This is a genomic window from Azohydromonas sediminis (genome assembly GCF_003574675.1).
GTDB lineage: Bacteria > Pseudomonadota > Gammaproteobacteria > Burkholderiales > Burkholderiaceae_C > Calidifontimicrobium > Calidifontimicrobium sediminis.
This window is the reverse complement of sequence record NZ_QOAZ01000035.1, coordinates 16,988-34,545: the sequence shown is the minus strand read 5'-3', so window position 1 is coordinate 34,545 and position 17,558 is coordinate 16,988. Positions and strand designations below refer to the sequence as shown.

General features: G+C 72.9%; 16 protein-coding genes. 5 read left to right on the top strand and 11 right to left on the bottom strand.

Features of this window, described 5'->3' with window-relative positions:
• Positions 1–269: 269 nt before the first annotated feature.
• The 9 genes from DRV96_RS15040 to DRV96_RS15000 form a co-directional block, all read right to left on the bottom strand.
• Positions 270–803 (bottom strand): SLOG cluster 4 domain-containing protein, encoded by a 534-nt coding sequence (locus DRV96_RS15040; protein WP_119292597.1) that lies wholly within the window; start codon positions 801–803, stop codon positions 270–272.
• Positions 800–1,618, bottom strand: coding sequence for an ABC transporter permease (locus tag DRV96_RS15035; RefSeq protein WP_119292595.1), 819 nt, complete (start codon positions 1,616–1,618; stop codon positions 800–802). The genes DRV96_RS15040 and DRV96_RS15035 overlap by 4 nt, the downstream gene beginning before the upstream one ends.
• 7 nt (positions 1,619–1,625) lie before the next feature.
• A complete protein-coding gene (locus DRV96_RS15030; protein ID WP_119292593.1) occupies positions 1,626–2,711 on the bottom strand; it encodes an extracellular solute-binding protein in 1,086 nt (361 codons plus the stop codon).
• Positions 2,708–3,778, bottom strand: coding sequence for an ABC transporter ATP-binding protein (locus tag DRV96_RS15025; protein ID WP_119292590.1), 1,071 nt, complete (start codon positions 3,776–3,778; stop codon positions 2,708–2,710). The genes DRV96_RS15030 and DRV96_RS15025 overlap by 4 nt, the downstream gene beginning before the upstream one ends.
• A gap of 20 nt (positions 3,779–3,798) precedes the next feature.
• The gene (locus DRV96_RS15020; protein ID WP_119292588.1) at positions 3,799–4,590 is read right to left on the bottom strand and encodes an ABC transporter permease; all 792 of its coding nucleotides are present in this window, start codon (positions 4,588–4,590) and stop codon (positions 3,799–3,801) included.
• A 149-nt stretch (positions 4,591–4,739) separates the two neighbouring features.
• Positions 4,740–5,957, bottom strand: coding sequence for an efflux RND transporter periplasmic adaptor subunit (locus tag DRV96_RS15015; protein ID WP_119292586.1), 1,218 nt, complete (start codon positions 5,955–5,957; stop codon positions 4,740–4,742).
• On the bottom strand, positions 5,954–8,323 hold the full coding sequence (locus tag DRV96_RS15010; protein ID WP_119292583.1) for an ABC transporter permease: 2,370 nt from the start codon (positions 8,321–8,323) through the stop codon (positions 5,954–5,956). Before DRV96_RS15010 ends, DRV96_RS15015 begins: the two co-directional genes overlap by 4 nt.
• A 7-nt stretch (positions 8,324–8,330) precedes the next feature.
• A complete protein-coding gene (locus DRV96_RS15005) occupies positions 8,331–9,059 on the bottom strand; it encodes an ABC transporter ATP-binding protein (RefSeq protein ID WP_119292581.1) in 729 nt (242 codons plus the stop codon).
• On the bottom strand, positions 9,059–11,740 hold the full coding sequence (locus DRV96_RS15000) for a bifunctional acetate--CoA ligase family protein/GNAT family N-acetyltransferase (RefSeq protein ID WP_119292579.1): 2,682 nt from the start codon (positions 11,738–11,740) through the stop codon (positions 9,059–9,061). The genes DRV96_RS15005 and DRV96_RS15000 overlap by 1 nt, the downstream gene beginning before the upstream one ends.
• Before the next feature lie 33 nt (positions 11,741–11,773).
• Here DRV96_RS15000 and DRV96_RS18425 point away from each other — a divergent pair, with 33 nt between their 5' ends.
• The 4 genes from DRV96_RS18425 (at position 11,774) to DRV96_RS14985 (ending at position 15,357) form a co-directional block, all read left to right on the top strand.
• Positions 11,774–11,986 carry a hypothetical protein gene (locus DRV96_RS18425; protein ID WP_210757062.1) on the top strand — a complete coding sequence of 71 codons (213 nt, stop codon included), beginning with the start codon at positions 11,774–11,776 and terminating at the stop codon, positions 11,984–11,986.
• Positions 11,987–12,074: 88 nt separating this feature from the next.
• Positions 12,075–13,388: a glucose-1-phosphate adenylyltransferase gene (gene glgC / locus DRV96_RS14995; protein ID WP_119292577.1), complete on the top strand. Its 1,314-nt coding sequence runs from the start codon at positions 12,075–12,077 to the stop codon at positions 13,386–13,388.
• Between the two features lie 35 nt (positions 13,389–13,423).
• Entirely contained in the window at positions 13,424–13,918 is a 495-nt protein-coding gene (locus tag DRV96_RS14990; RefSeq protein WP_119292575.1) for a universal stress protein, read from the top strand.
• A gap of 38 nt (positions 13,919–13,956) precedes the next feature.
• Complete coding sequence (locus DRV96_RS14985) at positions 13,957–15,357, top strand: phenylacetate--CoA ligase family protein (protein WP_235823428.1); 1,401 nt, start codon at positions 13,957–13,959, stop codon at positions 15,355–15,357.
• A 46-nt stretch (positions 15,358–15,403) separates the two neighbouring features.
• Here DRV96_RS14985 and DRV96_RS14980 read toward each other — a convergent pair whose 3' ends face one another.
• Positions 15,404–15,622 (bottom strand): ribbon-helix-helix domain-containing protein, encoded by a 219-nt coding sequence (locus DRV96_RS14980; protein WP_119292573.1) that lies wholly within the window; start codon positions 15,620–15,622, stop codon positions 15,404–15,406.
• On the bottom strand, positions 15,619–16,044 hold the full coding sequence (locus DRV96_RS14975; protein ID WP_119292601.1) for a putative toxin-antitoxin system toxin component, PIN family: 426 nt from the start codon (positions 16,042–16,044) through the stop codon (positions 15,619–15,621). The genes DRV96_RS14980 and DRV96_RS14975 overlap by 4 nt, the downstream gene beginning before the upstream one ends.
• Positions 16,045–16,214: 170 nt before the next feature.
• Here DRV96_RS14975 and DRV96_RS14970 point away from each other — a divergent pair, with 170 nt between their 5' ends.
• Positions 16,215–17,555, top strand: a complete 1,341-nt coding sequence (locus DRV96_RS14970) for a glutamine synthetase family protein (protein ID WP_119292571.1) — start codon at positions 16,215–16,217, stop codon at positions 17,553–17,555.
• Positions 17,556–17,558: the final 3 nt, after the last annotated feature.

The window sequence follows — 17,558 nt, the reverse complement described above, 5'->3', positions numbered from 1 at the left end:
ATGCTCAAGCGGCTGATCGCCAACATCGGCGCGGCCTTGCAGCACGTTCGGTCAGCTGCGGAGCAGTTCAAGGACCTCGACCGCTGGGGCTGCCTGCTGCGCTACGTCAGCGACCGCATAGCCCCGATCGTCGGCCCACCACGACCCGCGGCTGGCCTGCCAGCGACGGGGTAACTGCCGGATTTAGGGTGAATCGCGCCGAGCCGGCTGTGGGGACATGAGCATCGGTGCGGCGCAGGCGTGATCGCAGCCGACGTTGCCCCGCGATCTCAGCGTGCCGCCAGCGCGCAGCGCGCCACCTCGATCAGCGCGTCGTCGGCCTTGGCCGCGTGCACGACGCCGTCGACGCGTGGCGCGCCCTCGAGCCCGACGACGAGCTTGCCGAACTGTCGACCGAAGGCGACTTCGCTCAGCGTGCCGAAGTTGTCGCCGATCGCCACCAGGCACAGCGCCGCGCGGGCGATGACGGCGTTGCGCGCCTCGCCGATGCCGGTGGCGAGCACGACGCTGGCGTACGGGTTGGCCTCGGCGGGGTCGTCGCCGGGCAGGATGCCGATCGCGATGCCGCCGGCGTCGTGCGCGCCGCGGCACGCACCTTCCATCACGCCGGCGCGCCCGCCGCAGATCAGCGCCAGCCCCATGCGCGCGATGCCGCGGCCGACCGCCTCGGCGGCGGCGACCTGCGCCGGCGTGGCCTGCCGCGGACCGATGACGCCCACCGGCACGCGCAGCGGCCGCGTGCGCTGGCGCGCGGCGACTTCGGCGATCAGCGCCTGCAGGTGAGCGGGGGCGGATGCGGTCACAGGTGCTTCTCGTGGCGGCTGCCGATCCAGGCGCCCACCGTCATGATCGTCGAGCACGCGGCGGTGATCAACAGCGCCAGCGCCGCGGCGGCCGGGAAGTCGGAGCCGGTTTCCGAGATCAGGCTGTACAGCTGCAGCGGCAGGATCTCGAGCCGCGTGCCCACGAGCGCGAGCGCGGTGCCGTAGGCGCCGAAGACGACGGCGGCGATCAGGCAGCCGCTGGCGACGATCGGTGCGGCCAGCTGCGGCAGCATCACCTGGCGAAACGCCTGCGCCGGCGTGGCGCCGAGCGACTGCGCTACATCGAGCTGCGCGCGGTCGAAGTTGACGAACACCGGCAGCACGCCCATCACGACGCGCGGGATCAGGTAGTACGACGACGCGAAGGCGAGCCCCGTCGGTGTGAACAGCGCCTTGCCGACGACCGCCGCGTCGGCGCCGGCCAGCGCGAGCAGCTGCGTGACGAGCCCGGCGCGGCCGTAGGTCAGGATGAAGCCGTAGGCGACGATCAGCCCCGAGAACGTCAGCGGCAGCGCGATGACGAACGCCAGCAGCGTGCGCCGGCGCTCGTCCATGCGCGACAGGTGCAGCGCCACCGCAACGCCCACGAGGAGCGACAGCGTCGACGCGACGAGCGTCAGCACCGTGCTGCCCACCAGCGACGGCCAGAACGTGGGCATCGCGACGACGCGCACGAACGCCGCGAGCCCCTCGCGCAGCGCATCGACGACGACGGCGGCCACCGGCAGCGCGAAGAACAGCGCCAGCAGCAGCACCGCCGGCGCCGCGAGCAGCGCGAAGGTGGCGCGCGTCATCTCCGGCTCAGCGCACGCCGGTGGCCGCGACGTAGCCCTGGTCGATCTCGGCCTTCTTCGCCGCCGCGGCCCGCACGTCGAGCGGGCGCACCTGCGGTGCGGCCGGCATCTTGTCGGCCACGCTGGCCGGCAGCGCGATGCCGGGCACGCTCGGGCGCACGAAGCCCTCGGCGAAGATGCCCTGGCCGAAGTCGCTCATGACGAAATTCAGCCACAGCTTGCCGGCGTTCGGGTTCGGCCCTCGCTCGACGAGGCTGATCGCGTACGGCGCCGCGGCCGACGCTTCTTTCGGAATCACGACGGCCACCGCATCGCCGAGGCCGTCGGTGTACTTGGCCTTCAGGCCGTCGTTCTCGTACGAGATCCAGATCGGGATCTCGCCCTTGACGAACTGCGCGTACGGCGTCGTGCCGAGCACGCGCAGCACGTTGCCCGCCTTGTGCAGCCGCCCGAGGTAGTCCAGTCCGGGCTTGACGTTGTTCATGTCGCCGCCGTTGCCGAAGTTGGCCGCGAACGTCATCACCTGGCCGACACCGGTCGAGCGCGGATCGAGGTAGACGATGGTGTTGCGGTACTCGGGCTTGAGCAGGTCGGCCCATGACTGCGGCACGTTCTTGACCAGCTTGGTGTTGACGACGAAGGCGATCGTCAGCGAATGGATCGTGAACCAGCGCCCCTCGGGGTGGCGGAACACGTCGGGCAGCTTGTCGAAGTTGACCGGCTTGAACGGCGCGACCAGCCCCTTGTCGGCGGCGTCGACCGCCGACGCGGCGAAGTAGTACGCCGTGTCGGCCTGCGGACGGTTGCGCGCCTTGTCGAGCGCGACGACGGTGGCCGCCGAGCCGAGGTCGTTGTAGACGATCTCGACGTCGGGGTAGCGGGCCTTGAATGCGCGGAACTGCGCGGCCCAGTTGGCCCAGGTCGGGCCGGTGTCGAAGCTGACCACCATGCCTTCCTTACGCGCCGCTTCGTACAGCGCGCGCTCGCCGGGGTACAGCTCGGGCGTGTTGGTGACGTTGGGCGCCTGCGCCCACAGCACGGGCGGGATCAGGGCTGCCGTGCCAGCCAGCAGGACGGTTCGGCGTGTGCTCATCGTGGACTCCTTTCGTCAACGGGAAGGGACTGAGGGGGGGCCAGGAACTGGATCGCCGCGGCGGGTACGTGCACCCGGGCGAACGTCTCGCGCGACGTGGTCTCGAGCTTGAGCACCGCGCCGCCGACCCCGAGGTCGAGCTGCCGCGTCGCGCCGAAGAAGCGGTCCTTCAGCACGCGCGCATCGAATACGTTGTCGCCGCCGGCGCCGGCGGCTGCCGGCTCCAGCCGCTCGGGGCGAATCAGCAGCCTGAGCGCCGTACCGGCGGCGCGCTCGTGCGGCATCGTGCGCAGGCGTCCGAGCGCGCAGTCGACGTGCTCGGCATCGGCGGCGCGCGCGTCGAGCACGTTGGCGCGGCCGACGAAGCCGGCGACGAAGCCGTCGACGGGGCGGTCGTAGATCGCCTGCGGCGTGTCGCACTGCACCAGTCGCCCGTCCTTGAGCACCGCGATGCGGTCGGCCAGTGACAGCGCCTCGTCCTGGTCGTGCGTGATCAGCAGCGCGGCGATGTTGTGCATTTTCTGGATGCGGCGCACCTCGTCGCGCATCGCCACGCGGGTGGCCGCGTCGAGCGCCGACAGCGGCTCGTCGAGCAGCAGCGCCTGGGGCTCGAAGGCCAGCGCGCGTGCGAGCGCGACGCGCTGCTGCTGCCCGCCCGACAGCTGTGCCGGCAGCCGTTCGGCGAGGCCGGTCAGGCCGACCATCTCGAGCATCGCGTCGGCCCTGCGCCGGCGCTCGGGCGCCGCGACGCCGCGCACGCGCAGCGGGTAGGCCACGTTCTCCCACACGCGCATGTGCGGGAACAGCGCGTACGACTGGAAGACGATGCCGCAGCCGCGCGAGGCGACGCTGGCGTCGGTGACGTCGCGCCCCCCGAGCCGCACGCGGCCCGATTCCGGGCGCAGGAAGCCCGCGATGAGCTTGAGCAGCGTCGTCTTGCCGCAGCCCGACGGCCCGATGCACACGAGCAGTTCGCCCTGCTGCAGCTGCAGCGACAGGTCGAAGATGCCGGCCTTGCCGCCGGCGTAGCGGAACGTGACCCGGTCGAGTTCGACGGCGGCGCCCATCGTCGCGTCCCTCGTGGTCCTCAGTGCGTGCGCAGGCCGAGGCGCGTCGCGCGCTGCGTCGACAGCGCCCCGCCCACCGACGCCGCGAGCGCGAGCACGAGCAGGATCACGGTGGCCGCGCACGCAAAGCCGGTGGCGCCGTAGAACGCCTGCAGCAGCACGACGGGGTAGGTGCGGTTGAGGAAACCCGCCACCAGGTTCGAGAACTGGAACTCGCCGACCGACAGCGCCGCGACGACGATCAGCCCCGACAGGATCGAATGCCGCAGCGACGGCAGCACGATGTGGAAGAAGCGCTGCAGCCCCGAGCTGCCGAGCGACTCGGCCGCTTCCTCGAGCACGTGCAACCCAAGGCGCTGCATGTCGGCCACCACCGCCTGCAGGAAGTACGGCAGCGCGAGCACGATGTGCCCCGCCGTCAGCAGCCACACGCTGCCCAGCCACGGCAGCTGGTCTGACGAGAAAACGAGGATGAAGCCGAACGCGAGCACCAGCGGCGGCAGTGCCACCGGCAGCTGGTACAGCGCGCTGGCCAGCGCGCGGATGCGCGGGCTGCGCGCGCGGAACACCGCGTAGGCCAACGGCAGGCCGATCGCCAGACACGCCGCGCAGGTCAGCGCGCCGACGAGCAGGCTGGCGGTGAAGGCGCGGCGAAAGCTCGGGTCGTGGGCGACCTCGAGGTACCAGCGCAGCGTGAAGCCGGTCGGAAACAGTGTGTTGAGCCACAGGTCGCCGAACGAGCCGACGAACAGCAGTGCGATCGGCGTCACGAGGTACGCCAGGTATAGGCCGGTCACGACGCGCGGCAGCATCGCAGCCCCCGCAGGATGCGTCGTCGTCGCCGTGTCGGCGTGATGACGCGGTGGACGTCGTGGTGGTCGCGCATCGAGTGGCGACTGTGCCAGCCGGGCCGGCGACGGACTTGACGGCCGTCAAATGGTCGCCGCGGCGTGCGGTCGGCTCAGCGGCGCACCCGCACGCGCTGGCCGTCGCGCATCGTGCTGCCGGGGTAGAGCACGACCTGCTCGCCGTCGCGCAGGCCGCTCTCGATCCACGCGGCATCGGCGTGGCGGTCGCGCACCTCGACGAGGCGTGCGCGCGCACGGCCGCCGTCGACGACGAACACGCGCCAGCGCGCGCCGTCGCGCACCAGCGCCGCACTCGGCGCGAGCAGCGCGCCGTCGTGCGCCGCAGTGACGATGCGCGCGTCGATGCGGAAACCGTCGCCGAGCGCGCGCCCCTGCGCCGCGGCGGCGTCGAAGTCGACGATGACGTTGACGCGCTGCTCCTCGATGCCCAGCGCCGAGACCTTCGTGAACGCCACCGGCTCGATGCGCGCGACGGTGCCGGGCAGCGTCGGCGCGCCGGGGCCCAGCGACAGCATCACCGCCGCGCCGGGCGCGATGCGCAGTGCGTCGCTCGACAGCACGTCGACCACCGCCTCGAGCGCGCCGGTGTCGCCGATCTCGAGCAGCGGCTGGCCGACCGCGACCGGCGCGGCGCTGTCCAGGTGCAGCTTGACGACGCGGCCGTCGACGGGGCTCTTCAGCTCCCACCGGCCCTCGACGCGAGCGCCGGGCGCCGGCTCGGCGCGCGCGAGCGCGGCGCGCGCCTCGGCCAGCGCGTAGTCGGCCGCCCGCTGCTCGGCACGCCCGGCGTCGAGCGCGCGCTGCGCGGCCTGCTGTGCGAGCACGGCCTGGTCGCGCGCCGACGGCGCGATGAAGTGGTCGCGCGCGAGCTGCTGCGCGCGCTCGGCGTCGATGCGCGCCTGCGCCAGCGCCGTCTCGAGCCGCGCGACCTGCGCCGCGGCGGCCGCGCGCGCGGCCTCGGCGCTGCCCACGCGCTGCTGCAGCACGGCGCGCGTGCGCGCGTCGATCATCGACGGCGCCGACGGCGTCAGCACCGCGACGACGTCGCCGGCGGCGACGGCATCGCCGACCCTGAGCACCGGGCGCGCGAGCTGGCCCGAGGTCGGGGCGGCGATCACGTAGCGGTTCTTCAGCCGCAGCCGGCCGTCTTCCTCGATGGCCTGCTCGAAGCGGCCGGTCGTGACGGTGGCCACGTCGACGACGATCGCACGGGGCTGGAAGGCCCACGCGGCGAGCGCGACGACGGCAGCGACGGCGGCGGCTGCGCCGACCCAGCGGCGCCACTTGCGGTTCGGACGGCGGTCGTTCATTCACGCACCTTGAGGACGGCCACGAGGTCGAGCCGGTCGACCTGCCGGCGCACGATGAGCGCGCTGGCCACACCGGCGGCCAGCACGATGAGCGCCGCCAGCGCGTAGGTCGACGGCTCGATCACGACCGGGAAGTCGATGTTCTCGTGCGACATCAGCTGCATCAGCAGGTGCGCCAGCGCCCAGCCGAGCAGCGCGCCCACCGGCAGCGCCAGCAGCAGCTCGGCGCCGAGCTCGGCCAGCAGCAGCACCGAGACCTCGCCGCGCGTCATGCCCAGCACGCGCAGGCTGGCCAGCTCCCACGCGCGCTCCGACAGCGCGATGCGCGCGGCGTTGTAGATGATGCCCACCGCCATCGCGACGGCGAACAGCGTCTGGATCCCGCTGAACACGCCGATGTTGCGCGACGTGCGCTCGTCGAACGTCGTCATCGACGCCTGCTTGTCGAACACGGCGCTGATGCCGGGCGCGGCCTTCACCGCGGCCCAGAAGGCGGGCAGCGCGTGGGGGTCGACCTGCAGCGCGGCGTCGCCGGCGCCGTCGCCGTCGCGCGCGAGGCGGTTCATCGCGTCGAGGTTCATGTACAGCTGCTTGCCGAACATCATGTGCACGACGTCGACGACCTCGGCCTCGGCGCGCGTGCGGTGCCACAGCCGGAACTCGACGGTGATGCGGTCGCCCACGCGCGCGCCGATCGCCTCGGCCAGCAGTGCCGACATCACGACGCCGTCGGGCGGCAGCGCGACCGGGCCGCGCTGCTCGTCGACGAGCCGCAGCAGCTGCGCGCCGGGCGTGAAGCCGGTCATCACCGTGTCCTCGCTGCGCCCGCGCCGGTGCACGCGCACCGGCTCGCTGCGGTAGACCTCGGCGTCGATCACGCCCGGCAGGCGCTGCAACTCGCGCGTGACGGTCACCGGCACCGGGTTGTGGAAGTCCACGAGCACGTCGGCCTGCTGCACCTGACGGTACTGCACGTCGACGATGTGCGCGATCGCATCGAGCCAGAACGCGCCGGCGATCTGCAGCGCCACCGCCAGCGCGATGCCGGTGACGGTGAACGCCGCGCGCAGCGGCCGGCGCTCGAAGTTGCGGATCACCATCAGCGCGCCGGCGCCGACGTGGCGCCCGAAGCCCAGGCGCTCGATCAGCGTCGGCTTGTACGCCGGCGGTGCCGGCGGCAGCATCGCCTGCGCGGGCTTCAGGCGCACGACGGCGCGTATCGCGGCCCACGCGCCGAGCGCCGCCGTCGACGAGGCGATCAGCGCCGCGGCGCCGATCAGCCACGGCGCAGTGTGGTACGCGAGCCGGTTGAAGCGGAACACCTCGTCGTACAGGCCGAGCATCAGCTGGCCGATCCACACCGACAGCGCGAGTCCGGCGCCCACGCCGAGCCCGGCGATCACGATCGCGAGCTTGATGTAGTGCCACGCGATCTCGCCGTTGCGGTAGCCCAGCGCCTTCAGCGACGCGATCTGGCTGCGCTGCGTCGCGACCTGGCGGCCGAGCACGACGTTGAGGATGAACATCGCCACCGCGAGGAAGATCGACGGCAGCACGGTGCCCAGCACCTTCAGCTGCGACAGCTCGTCGCGCACGATGGTGGCCGACATCTGCTTGTCGCGCCCGACGGCACCGATCGCGCCGTACGGCTCGAGCAGCCGGTCGAGCGCGTCGAGCACCGGCGGCAAAGGCACCCCCGCGTGCAGCCGCAGCGCGAGCTGGTTGAACGCGCCTTGCATGTCGAACGCGTGCGCCATGCGCTGGTCGTCGATCCACCAGATGCCGAAGGTCTCGTCGTCGGGGGCGCCGCCGCGCGTGGCGAACACGTACTCGGGCGTGGCCGCGGTGCCGACCACGCGCACGCGCTCGCGCCGTCCGTTGAGGATCGCGTGCACCGTGTCGCCGGGCTTGAGGCCGCGCGCGACGGCGAAGCGGTCGCTGACCACCGCCTCGAGCGCGCCGTCGGCCTCGGGCCAGCGCCCGCTCTTGAGCGTCAGCGCGTTCAGGCCCTGGCTTCCGGCGCGCACGCGCGCGAGGTCCAGCCCGATGAAGCGGCCGGTCACTGGCGCGTCGACGCCTTCGACGTCGACCTGCGCGTCGTAGACGACCTCCGTCTTGACCTCGGCGACGCCGTCGATCGCCGCGATGCGCGCGGCGAGTGCGAGCGGCGCGCGCCGCACGCTGGCGAACACGTCGGCGAGGCGGTTGTCGCGGTAGAACGCGTCGCGCGCCTCGAGCAGCGACGCGTGCACCGAGAACAGACCGACGAAGCCGGCCACGCCGATCGCGACGACGAGCGCGATCGTGGCCACCTGCGCGCGCAGCCGCTTCAGGTCGCGCCACAGCTTGATGTCGAGCGCCTTCAACGCACCCTCACCACGACAGCGTCTCGGCCGCCACCTTGGCCGTGTTGACGTGCACGTCGACGATGCGTCCGTCGGCCAGCCGCAGCACGCGGTCGGCGATGCCGGCGATCGGCGCGTTGTGCGTGATCACGATCGTCGTCGTGCCGAGCTCGCGGTTGACGCGCTCGATGGCCTGCAGCACGACGATGCCGGTGGCGCAGTCGAGCGCGCCGGTGGGCTCGTCGCACAGCAGCACGTCGGGGCGCTTGGCGATCGCGCGCGCGATCGCCACGCGCTGCTGCTCGCCGCCCGACAGCTGCGAGACGAAGTGGTCGAGCCGCTCGCCGAGGCCGACCAAGCGCAGCGCCTCGGCCGGGTCCATCGGGTGCTCGGCGAGGTCGGTGACGAGCGCGACGTTCTCGCGCGCCGTCAGGCTCGGGATCAGGTTGTAGAACTGGAACACGAAGCCCACGTGCTCGCGGCGGTAGCGCGTCAGTTCCGCGTCGTCGGCGTGCGTGAGGTCGTGGTCGCGCCAGCGCGCGACGCCGCTGGTCGCGTTGTCCAGGCCGCCGAGGATGTTCAGCAGCGTCGACTTGCCGCTGCCCGAGGCGCCGAGCAGCACGACGAACTCGCCGCGGTAGACGTCGAGGTCGACGCCGCGCAGCGCGTGCACCGCGGTCTCGCCCTCGCCGTAGACCTTGGTCAGGCCGCGGGCGACGAAGACCGGTTCGCGCGTCGGGGCGTCGGCCGCGGTCATCACAGCATCAGGTGGATCTCGCGCGTGCCCTCGCCGGGTGCGACGGGGCCGACGGTGAAGCCCAGCGAGCGCGCCAGATCGAGCATGCGCGTGTTCTCGGCGAGCACGGTGGCCACGAGGCGGCGCGTGCCCTGGCTGCGCAGGTAGGCGATCATCTTGTGCATCAGCCGCTCGCCGAGCCCGGCGCCCTTGAGGTCGGAGCGCACGACGATGCCGAACTCGGCGTCGATGTTGTCGGGGTCGGCGATCGCGCGCACGACGCCCAGCGTCTGCTCGCGCCCGTCGGGGCCGGGCGCGGTCGCGACGAAGGCCATCTCGCGCGCGTAGTCGATCTGCGTCAGCCGGGCGAGCTCGCTGCGCTCCATGTGGCGACGCGTGTAGAACACGCGCATGCGGATGTCTTCGGGCGACAGCTGCTCGAGGAAGGCGCGGTGCTGCTCCTCGTCCTCGGGGCGGATCGGGCGCAGCGTCAGCGTGCCGCCGTTCCACGGCATCGTCTCGACGAGTTCGGCCGGGTAGGGGCGCACCGCGAAGCGCGCCGCGCCGCTGGGCGCCGCGGCGCTGACGCGGATGCGCGCGTCGAGCGCGATGACGCCACGCTCGTCGGCCAGCAGCGGGTTGACGTCGAGCTCGACGACTTCGGCGAGGTCGGCCACCAGCTGCGAGACGCCGACCAGCGCGCGGTGCAGCGCGTCGCGGTCGACCGCCGGCGTGTCGCGAAAGCCCTGCAGCAGCCTGGCCACGCGCGTGCGCTCGACGAGGGCGCGCGCGAGCGGCACGTTCAGCGGCGGCAGCGCGATCGCGCGGTCGGCGAGCACCTCGACGGCGGTGCCGCCGGCGCCGAACAGGATCGTCGGGCCGAACACGTCGTCGATGCTGGCGCCCACGATCAGCTCGCGCGCGTGGCCGCGGCGCACCATTGCCTGCACCGTGACGCCGTCGATCGCCGCGTCGGGGCGCAGGCGGCGCACGCGCTCGAGCATCGACGCGAGCGCGGCGCGCAGCTCGTCGGCGTTGGCGAGGTTCAGCGCGACGCCGCCGACGTCGCTCTTGTGCGAGATCTGCGCCGAGACGATCTTCAGCGCGACCGGCCAGCCGATCGCGTCGGCCGCTGCGACCACCGCGTCGGGGTCGGCGGCCACCGCGCGCGTCTCGACGACGGGGATGCGGTACGCCGCGAGCACGGCCTTGGCCTCGGGTTCGCTCAGCATCTCGCGCCCGGCGGCCAGCGCCTGCGCGATCACGGCGCGCGCGGCGGCGGTGTCGGGCGGGGGCTCGTCGGCGGCGGCGATCGGCGGCGCCTCGATCAGCTGCGCCTGGTGGCGGCGGTACTGCACCAGCATCTGCCACGCGCGCACGGCCTCCTCGGGCGTGTCGTAGCTCGGGATCTGCGCGTCGCGGAAGCACTGCCGCGCCTGCGCCACCGCGGTGTCGCCGAGCCAGCAGCTCAGCAGCCGCGCCGGCTGCCGCTGCGCGAGCGGCAGCAGCGCCGCGGCGATGTCGGCGGCCGGCACGATCGCGGTGGGCGCGTGCAGGAACAGCACCGGGGCACCCCCCGGGTCGTCGAGCAGCGCCTGCAGCGCGTCGACGTAGCGCTGCACCGGCGCGTCGCCGATGATGTCCACCGGGTTGCCGTGCGACCAGTTGGCCGGCAGCGCGGCGTTCAGCCGCTCGAGCGTGGTCGGTGCCAGCGGCGCGAGCCCGAGGCCGAGCTGCGCCGCCGCGTCGGCGGCCATCACGCCGGCGCCGCCGCCGTTGGTCAGGATGTGCAGCCGCGCGAGGCGCTCGTCGGGGTCGGCAGCGAGCACGCGCCCGCGAAAGCGCGCCAGCGTCTCGGCAGCGAGGAACAGCTCGAGCAGCGTGTCCACGCGCAGCATGCCGGCGCGCGAGACGGCGGCGTCGAACACGAGGTCCGAGCCGGCGAGCGCGCCGGTGTGCGAACGCGCGGCGGCCTGCCCGGCGCTCGAGCGCCCGGCCTTGACGAGGATCACCGGCTTGTTGCGTGCCGCCGCGCGCGCGGCGCTCATGAACTTGCGCGGCGCCTGCACCGACTCGACGTACATCAGGATCGCGCGCGTCTTCGCGTCGGTGGCCAGGTAGTCGAGCATGTCGCCGAAGTCGACGTCGGCGCTCTCGCCGAGCGAGGCGAAGTGCGAGAAGCCGATGCGCCGCGCGTGCGCCCAGTCGAGCAGCGCGGTCATCAGCGCGCCCGACTGCGAGACGAACGCGATCTCGCCCGGTGCCGCGCCCAGATGCGCGAAGCTCGCGTTCAGCCCGAGGTGCGGCGACACGAGGCCGATGCAGTTGGGCCCGAGGATGCGCAGCAGGTGCGGGCGCGCGGCGTCGAGCATGGCCTGCTTCTGCGCGGCGTCGAGCCCGGCGGTGATGACGACGGCGGCACGCGTGCCGCGCGCGCCGAGCTCGGCGATCAGGCCCGGCACGGTGGCTGGCGGCGTGCAGATCACGGCCAGCTCGGGGCGGTGCGGCAGGTCGGCCACGCGCGCGGCCACCGGCACGCCGTCGAGCTCGGCGAGCTTCGGGTTGACCGGGTACAGCGCGCCGCGGAACTGGCCGTGCAGGTTGCGCCAGACGGTCGCGCCGACGCTGCCGGGGCGGCTGGAGGCGCCGACCACCGCCACCGAGGCGGGGTCGAACAGCGAGTCGAGGTTGCGGATGCTCATCGGGAAGGGTCGCGAAGCCAGGGCCGGGCGACGATGGTCGCCGGTGCGTCTTTCATCACCGTGTCGCGCCAGCGTGCCATGGTGCAGTGCATCGACGCGTTCGACTTGACCTCGGTCAAGTCGAGCGGCATTCGGCCCGTGCGGCGCTCGACGTGGGCGCCCGGATTGACGTGGAGCAATCCGCCGCGCGGTGCGCGACGTATGGTTCGCGGCGGTACGGCGCCGTCGCGCGGCACCGTGCCGTGAACCGGGAGCCAGCGAAGAACCCGGCGGCGCGCGGGGCGCGCGCCGCGAACGGGCCGGGCATCGACCACGACGCCGACAGGAGACACGCATGAGCCTCGACCCGGGCCGTCTGGACTACCGCACGCGCGCGGCGTCGCCGCGCGACGACGTGCACGCGCACTTGGCGCAGCAGACCTTCGCCGTCGTGCTCGCCGGCGGGCGCGGCTCCCGGCTGATGCAGCTGACCGACTGGCGCGCGAAGCCGGCGGTGCCCTTCGGCGGCAAGCTCAAGATCATCGACTTCGCGCTGTCGAACTGCGTCAACTCGGGCATCCGCCGCGTCGCGGTGCTGACGCAGTACCGCGCGCAGAGCCTGATCCGCCACATCCAGCGCGGCTGGGGCTTCCTCGAGATCAGCCTCGGCGAGTTCGTCGACGTCGTGCCGGCGCAGCAGCAGTCGGGCGAGGGCTGGTACCGCGGCACCGCCGACGCCGTGTTCCAGAACCTCGACCAGATCGCCGAGTCGCGTGCGCGCCACGTGCTCGTCCTCGCCGGTGACCACGTCTACAAGATGGACTACGCGCTGATGGTCGCCGAGCACGTCGCGCGCGGCGCGTCCGTGAGCGTGGCCTGCGTCGAGGTGCCGTGCGCCGAGGCCGGCAGCTACGGCGTGATGAGCGTCGACGCCGACGGGCGCGTCACCGCGTTCGCCGAGAAGCCGAAGCAGCCGCAGCCGCTGCCGCAGCGGCCGACGCACGCGCTGGCGAGCATGGGCATCTACCTGTTCGACGCCGAGCTGCTCGCGCGCGAGCTCGTGCGCGATGCGCGCGACGCGACGTCGAGCCACGACTTCGGCCACGACGTGATCCCGCGCCTGGTCGAGCGCGGCCTCGTGCACGCGCACCGCTTCGAGCGCAGCTGCGTCAACATGGTCGGCGAGCGGCCGTACTGGCGCGACGTCGGCACCGTCGACGCGTACTACGAGGCCAACATGGACCTCACGCACGTCGTGCCCGAGCTGAACCTGTACGACGACGCGTGGCCGATCCTCAGCCGCCAGTCGCAGCTGCCGGCGGCCAAGTTCGTGTTCGACGACGACGGGCGCCGCGGCGTGGCGATCGACTCGCTCGTCGACAGCGGCTGCATCGTCAGCGGCGCGACGGTGCGCCGCTCGATCCTCTTCTCGAAGGTGCGCGTCGGCGAGCACAGCGTGATCGAGGACTCGCTGCTGCTGCCCAACGCCGTCGTCGGCCGCGGCGTGCGGCTCGCCCGCTGCATCGTCGACAAGCACTGCCGCCTGCCCGACGGCTTCGCGGCCGGCTTCGACGCCGACGCCGACCGCGAGCGGTTCCACGTCACGCCGCGCGGTGTCACACTGATCACCCCCGAGATGCTCGGCCAGACCGCCCACTCGCGGTTCTGACCGCGCCGCCCCCGTTCCCGAGGAGACCCGCTGCGATGAAGATCCTGCTGCCCGTCGACGGCACCCCCACCGCGCTCGAGGCGGTGCACCACGCGCTGAGCCTGGTGCGCGCCGGCCTGAAGGCGAGCTTCGTGCTGGCCAACGTGCAGGACACGCCGACGCTGTACGAGATCGTCACCGCGCACGACCCCGACGTGATCGACGAGGTGCGCCGCGGCGCCGCGGCCGACCTCGTCGCGCCGGCGGCCGCGCTGCTCGAAGGCGCCGGCGTCGACTACGAGGTCGAGGTCGCCACCGGCGAGCCCGCGCCGATGCTGATCGAGATCGCCGAGCGGCTGGCGTGCGACGCGATCGTGATCGGCGCCGAGCGGCGCAGCGGACTGGCCAGCGTGCTGATCGGCTCGGTGTCGCAGTCGCTGATCCACGACAGCCCGGTGCCGGTGACCGTCGTGCACCGGCGCGAAGAAGCCGAGGAAGGGGAGGAAGGCGAGGCCGAGGAGGGCGGCGAGCCCGACCAAGGCGCCGACTGACCGCCACGTGCGGCGCGCAGGCCCGACGCGGTGACGGGATGATGGCGGCGGCGTGGCACCCGGCGCCGGTGTTCGACCCGCTGGCGACGTCGCGCGCCGCCTTCGACGTGCTGGCCGACGGCGCCGGCTCGCGCGAGGCGCTGGCGCGGCGCCAGCACGAGCGGCTGCGCGCGCTGCTGGCCGCGGCGCGGCGCGACTCGCGGCTGTACGCCGAGCTGCACCGCGGCGCCGGCCCCGACACGCCGCTGGCCGACCTGCCGGTGGTCACCAAGCCTGCGCTGATGGCGCACTTCGACGACTGGGTCACCGACGCCGCGCTCGCGCTGCCGGCGCTGCGCGCGTTCCTCGCCGACCCGGCGCGCATCGCCGACGCCTTCGCGGGGCGCTACACGGTGTGGGAGAGCTCGGGCAGCAGCGGCGAGCCGGGCGTGTTCGTGCAGGACGCTGGCGCGATGGCCGTCTACGACGCGCTCGAGGCGCTGCGCCGCGCGGTGCGCGCGCCCGGCGGCGCGCTCGACCCATGGCGCCTCGCGCAGCGCCAGGCGCTCGTCGTGGCCACCGGCGGCCACTTCGCGAGCCAGGTCTCGCTGCAGCGGCTGCGGCGGCTGAACCCGTGGCTCGCGCAGACGCTGCGCAGCTTCTCGATCCTGCAGCCGCTGCCGGCGCTCGCGGCCGAGCTCGAGGCGTGGCAGCCGGCGGTGCTCGCGACCTACCCGACCGCGGCGGCGATGCTCGGCGACGCGGCCGAGCGCGGCGACCTGCGGCTCGCGCTGCACGAGGTCCACACCGGCGGCGAGACGCTCGACGACGCGGCGCGCGCGCGGCTGGCGCGCCAGTTCGGCTGCCCGGTGCGCAACCACTACGGTGCCAGCGAGTTCCTCGCGATCGGCTGGGAGTGCGCGCACGGCCGCATGCACGTCAACGCCGACTGGGTGATCCTCGAGCCGGTCGACGCGCGCGGGCGCGCGGTGCCGCCGGGGCACCTGTCGCACACGACGCTGCTGACGAATCTCGCCAACCGCGTGCAGCCGCTGATCCGCTACGACCTCGGCGACCAGATCGCGTGGGGGGCCGACGACTGCCCCTGCGGCTCGCCGCTGCCCACGGTGCGCGTGCTCGGGCGCCGCGACGACCCGCTGCAGCTGCGCGCCGACGACGGCCGGCGCCTGACGCTGCTGCCGCTGGCGCTGACGACGGTGCTCGAGGACGACGCCGGCGTGTTCGACTTCCAGCTGCGCCAGCGCGACGCGCGCACGCTGTGCCTGCGCCTGGGCCCCGAGGCCGCGCGCGAGCCCGGCGCGCGCGAGCGCTGCCACCGCGCGCTGCGCGCCTACGCGAAGACGCTGGGCCTGTCGCGGCTCGTCATCGTCGACGAGCCGGGAGCGCCGCTCGCGCACGGGCGCAGCGGCAAGGTGCAGCGGGTGGTGGCGGCGAGGTGAGGCCAGCCGGGCAACATTCAGCGGCTCGCCCGGCCCGCAGCGATCGTCAGCGCCGTTGCGCCTTGGCCAGCAACTCGAGCCCGCGCGCGCTCTTGCCCTGCCCACGATCGGCGCGCAGCGCGAAACGGGCTTCGGCGTCGAACTCCGCCAGCAGCAACGTGGCCATTTCGTCGATCAACCGGTTCACACTGGTGCCTCGGCGCTTGGACAGTGCCTTCAGGCGTTCGTACTTGTCGTCGGGCAGACGGATGGTCAGGGCGCTCATTCGTGCTCCTCGATCTTCAGCAAGGCGGATGGCGTGACGGCGTGCAAGCCGGGGAACTTCAATTCGTGCCGCTTGAGGTCGCGCAGGTTCTGACTGACGACGTAGTCGGCTCCCCCGGCCACCGCGAGTTCGATCAGGTGGTTGTCGCCCTCGTCGCGCAGGTTGGGGCGCCAGCCGAAGTAGATCCGCGTCCAACGGCCATGTGCGAGGAAGATGTCCAGCAGTTCCTCGCGCTCGGTGGCGTCAAGACGACTGGTGGCGAACAGCCGCCCGCGCGACAGGACGTCCTCGTATTCCGCCAGCAGTGCGGCACCCATCAACGGCACGAAGCGCTGGCGCAGGCAGCCGGCAATCACCGCCGCCGAGGCGCCGCGTCCCAGGCAGGCGCTGACGAACACGTTCGTGTCGACGACGATCACCACGATCAAATGGTATCAAAAACGATACCACCTGTGCGATATGGCGAGGTGCGACGCGCACCGTCGGACGAGGTGTCGTGTGGGGGCGGGATGCCATGCAGGGCCGACGCCCCGCCATGCATGCGGGCTGCGGCGCACAATCGCGCCCCATCGGCACTGCCAGGCCCCGCTCCATGACCGATCCCGACGCCGTCCAACGCTGGCTCGACGAGCACCGCATCACCGAGATCGAATGCCTGACGCCCGACATGTCGGGGCAGGCGCGCGGCAAGATCGTGCCGCGTCACCGCTACGACCCCGCCGCCGGCCTGCGCCTGCCCGAGGCCGTGCTGACGATGACGGTCACCGGCGACTACCCGGAGAAGGACTACACCGCCGTTTCCGACCCCGACATGCGGCTGGTGCCCGACGCGGCCACGCTGCGCCCGGTGCCGTGGGCCAAGGAGCCCACCGCGCAGATCATCCACGACTGCCTGCACTTCGACGGCACGCCCGTCGAGCTGTCGCCGCGCAACGTGCTGCGCCGGGTGCTGCAGCTGTACGCCGACCGCGGCTGGAGGGCCGTCGTCGCGCCCGAGATGGAGTTCTACCTCGTGCAGATCGAGCCCGACGAGGACATCCCGCTGAAGCCCCCGATGGGGCGCACGCAGCGCACCGAGGCGGGCATGCAGAGCTTCTCGATCGACTCGGTCAGCGAGTACGGCGAGATCTTCGACGTGCTGTACGACTGGTGCGAGGCCGAGGGCATCCAGCTCGACACGCTGATCCACGAGATGGGCACGGCGCAGATGGAGATCAACCTCGACCACGGCGACCCGCTGTCCCTGGCTGACCAGGTGTTCCTGTTCAAGCGCACGGTGCGCGAGGTGGCGATCCGCCACCAGATGTACGCCACCTTCATGGCCAAGCCGATGCAGGGCCAGCCCGGCAGCGCGATGCACCTTCACCAGAGCGTGGTCGACGCGGCCACCGGCGCCAACATTTTCAGCCGCCCCGACGGCGAGCCGTCGCCCGAGTTCTTCCACTTCATCGGCGGGCTGCAGACCTACCTGCCGGCGGCCACCGCGTTCTTCGCGCCGTACGTCAACTCGTACCGGCGGCTGTCGCGCTACACCGCCGCGCCGATCAACCTCGGCTGGGGCTACGACAACCGCACCTGCGGGCTGCGCGTGCCGCGCTCGGGGCCCGAGGCGCGGCGCGTCGAGAACCGGCTGGCCGGCGTCGACACCAACCCGTACCTCGTCACCGCGGCGACGCTGGCCTGCGGCTGGCTCGGCATCGAGCAAAAGCTCCAGCCCAGCGAGCCGCTGGCCGGCAGCGCCTACGAGCAGCCGCGCCAGCTGCCGCGCCACCTCGACGACGCCGTCGAGCTGCTGCTGCGCTGCCAGCCGCTGGCCGAGCTGTTCGGCGCGCACTTCGTCGAGACCTACGCGGCGATCAAGGAAGCCGAGTACCGCGAGTACTTCGACGTCATCAGCCCATGGGAGCGACGCTACCTGCTGCTCAACGTGTGAGGC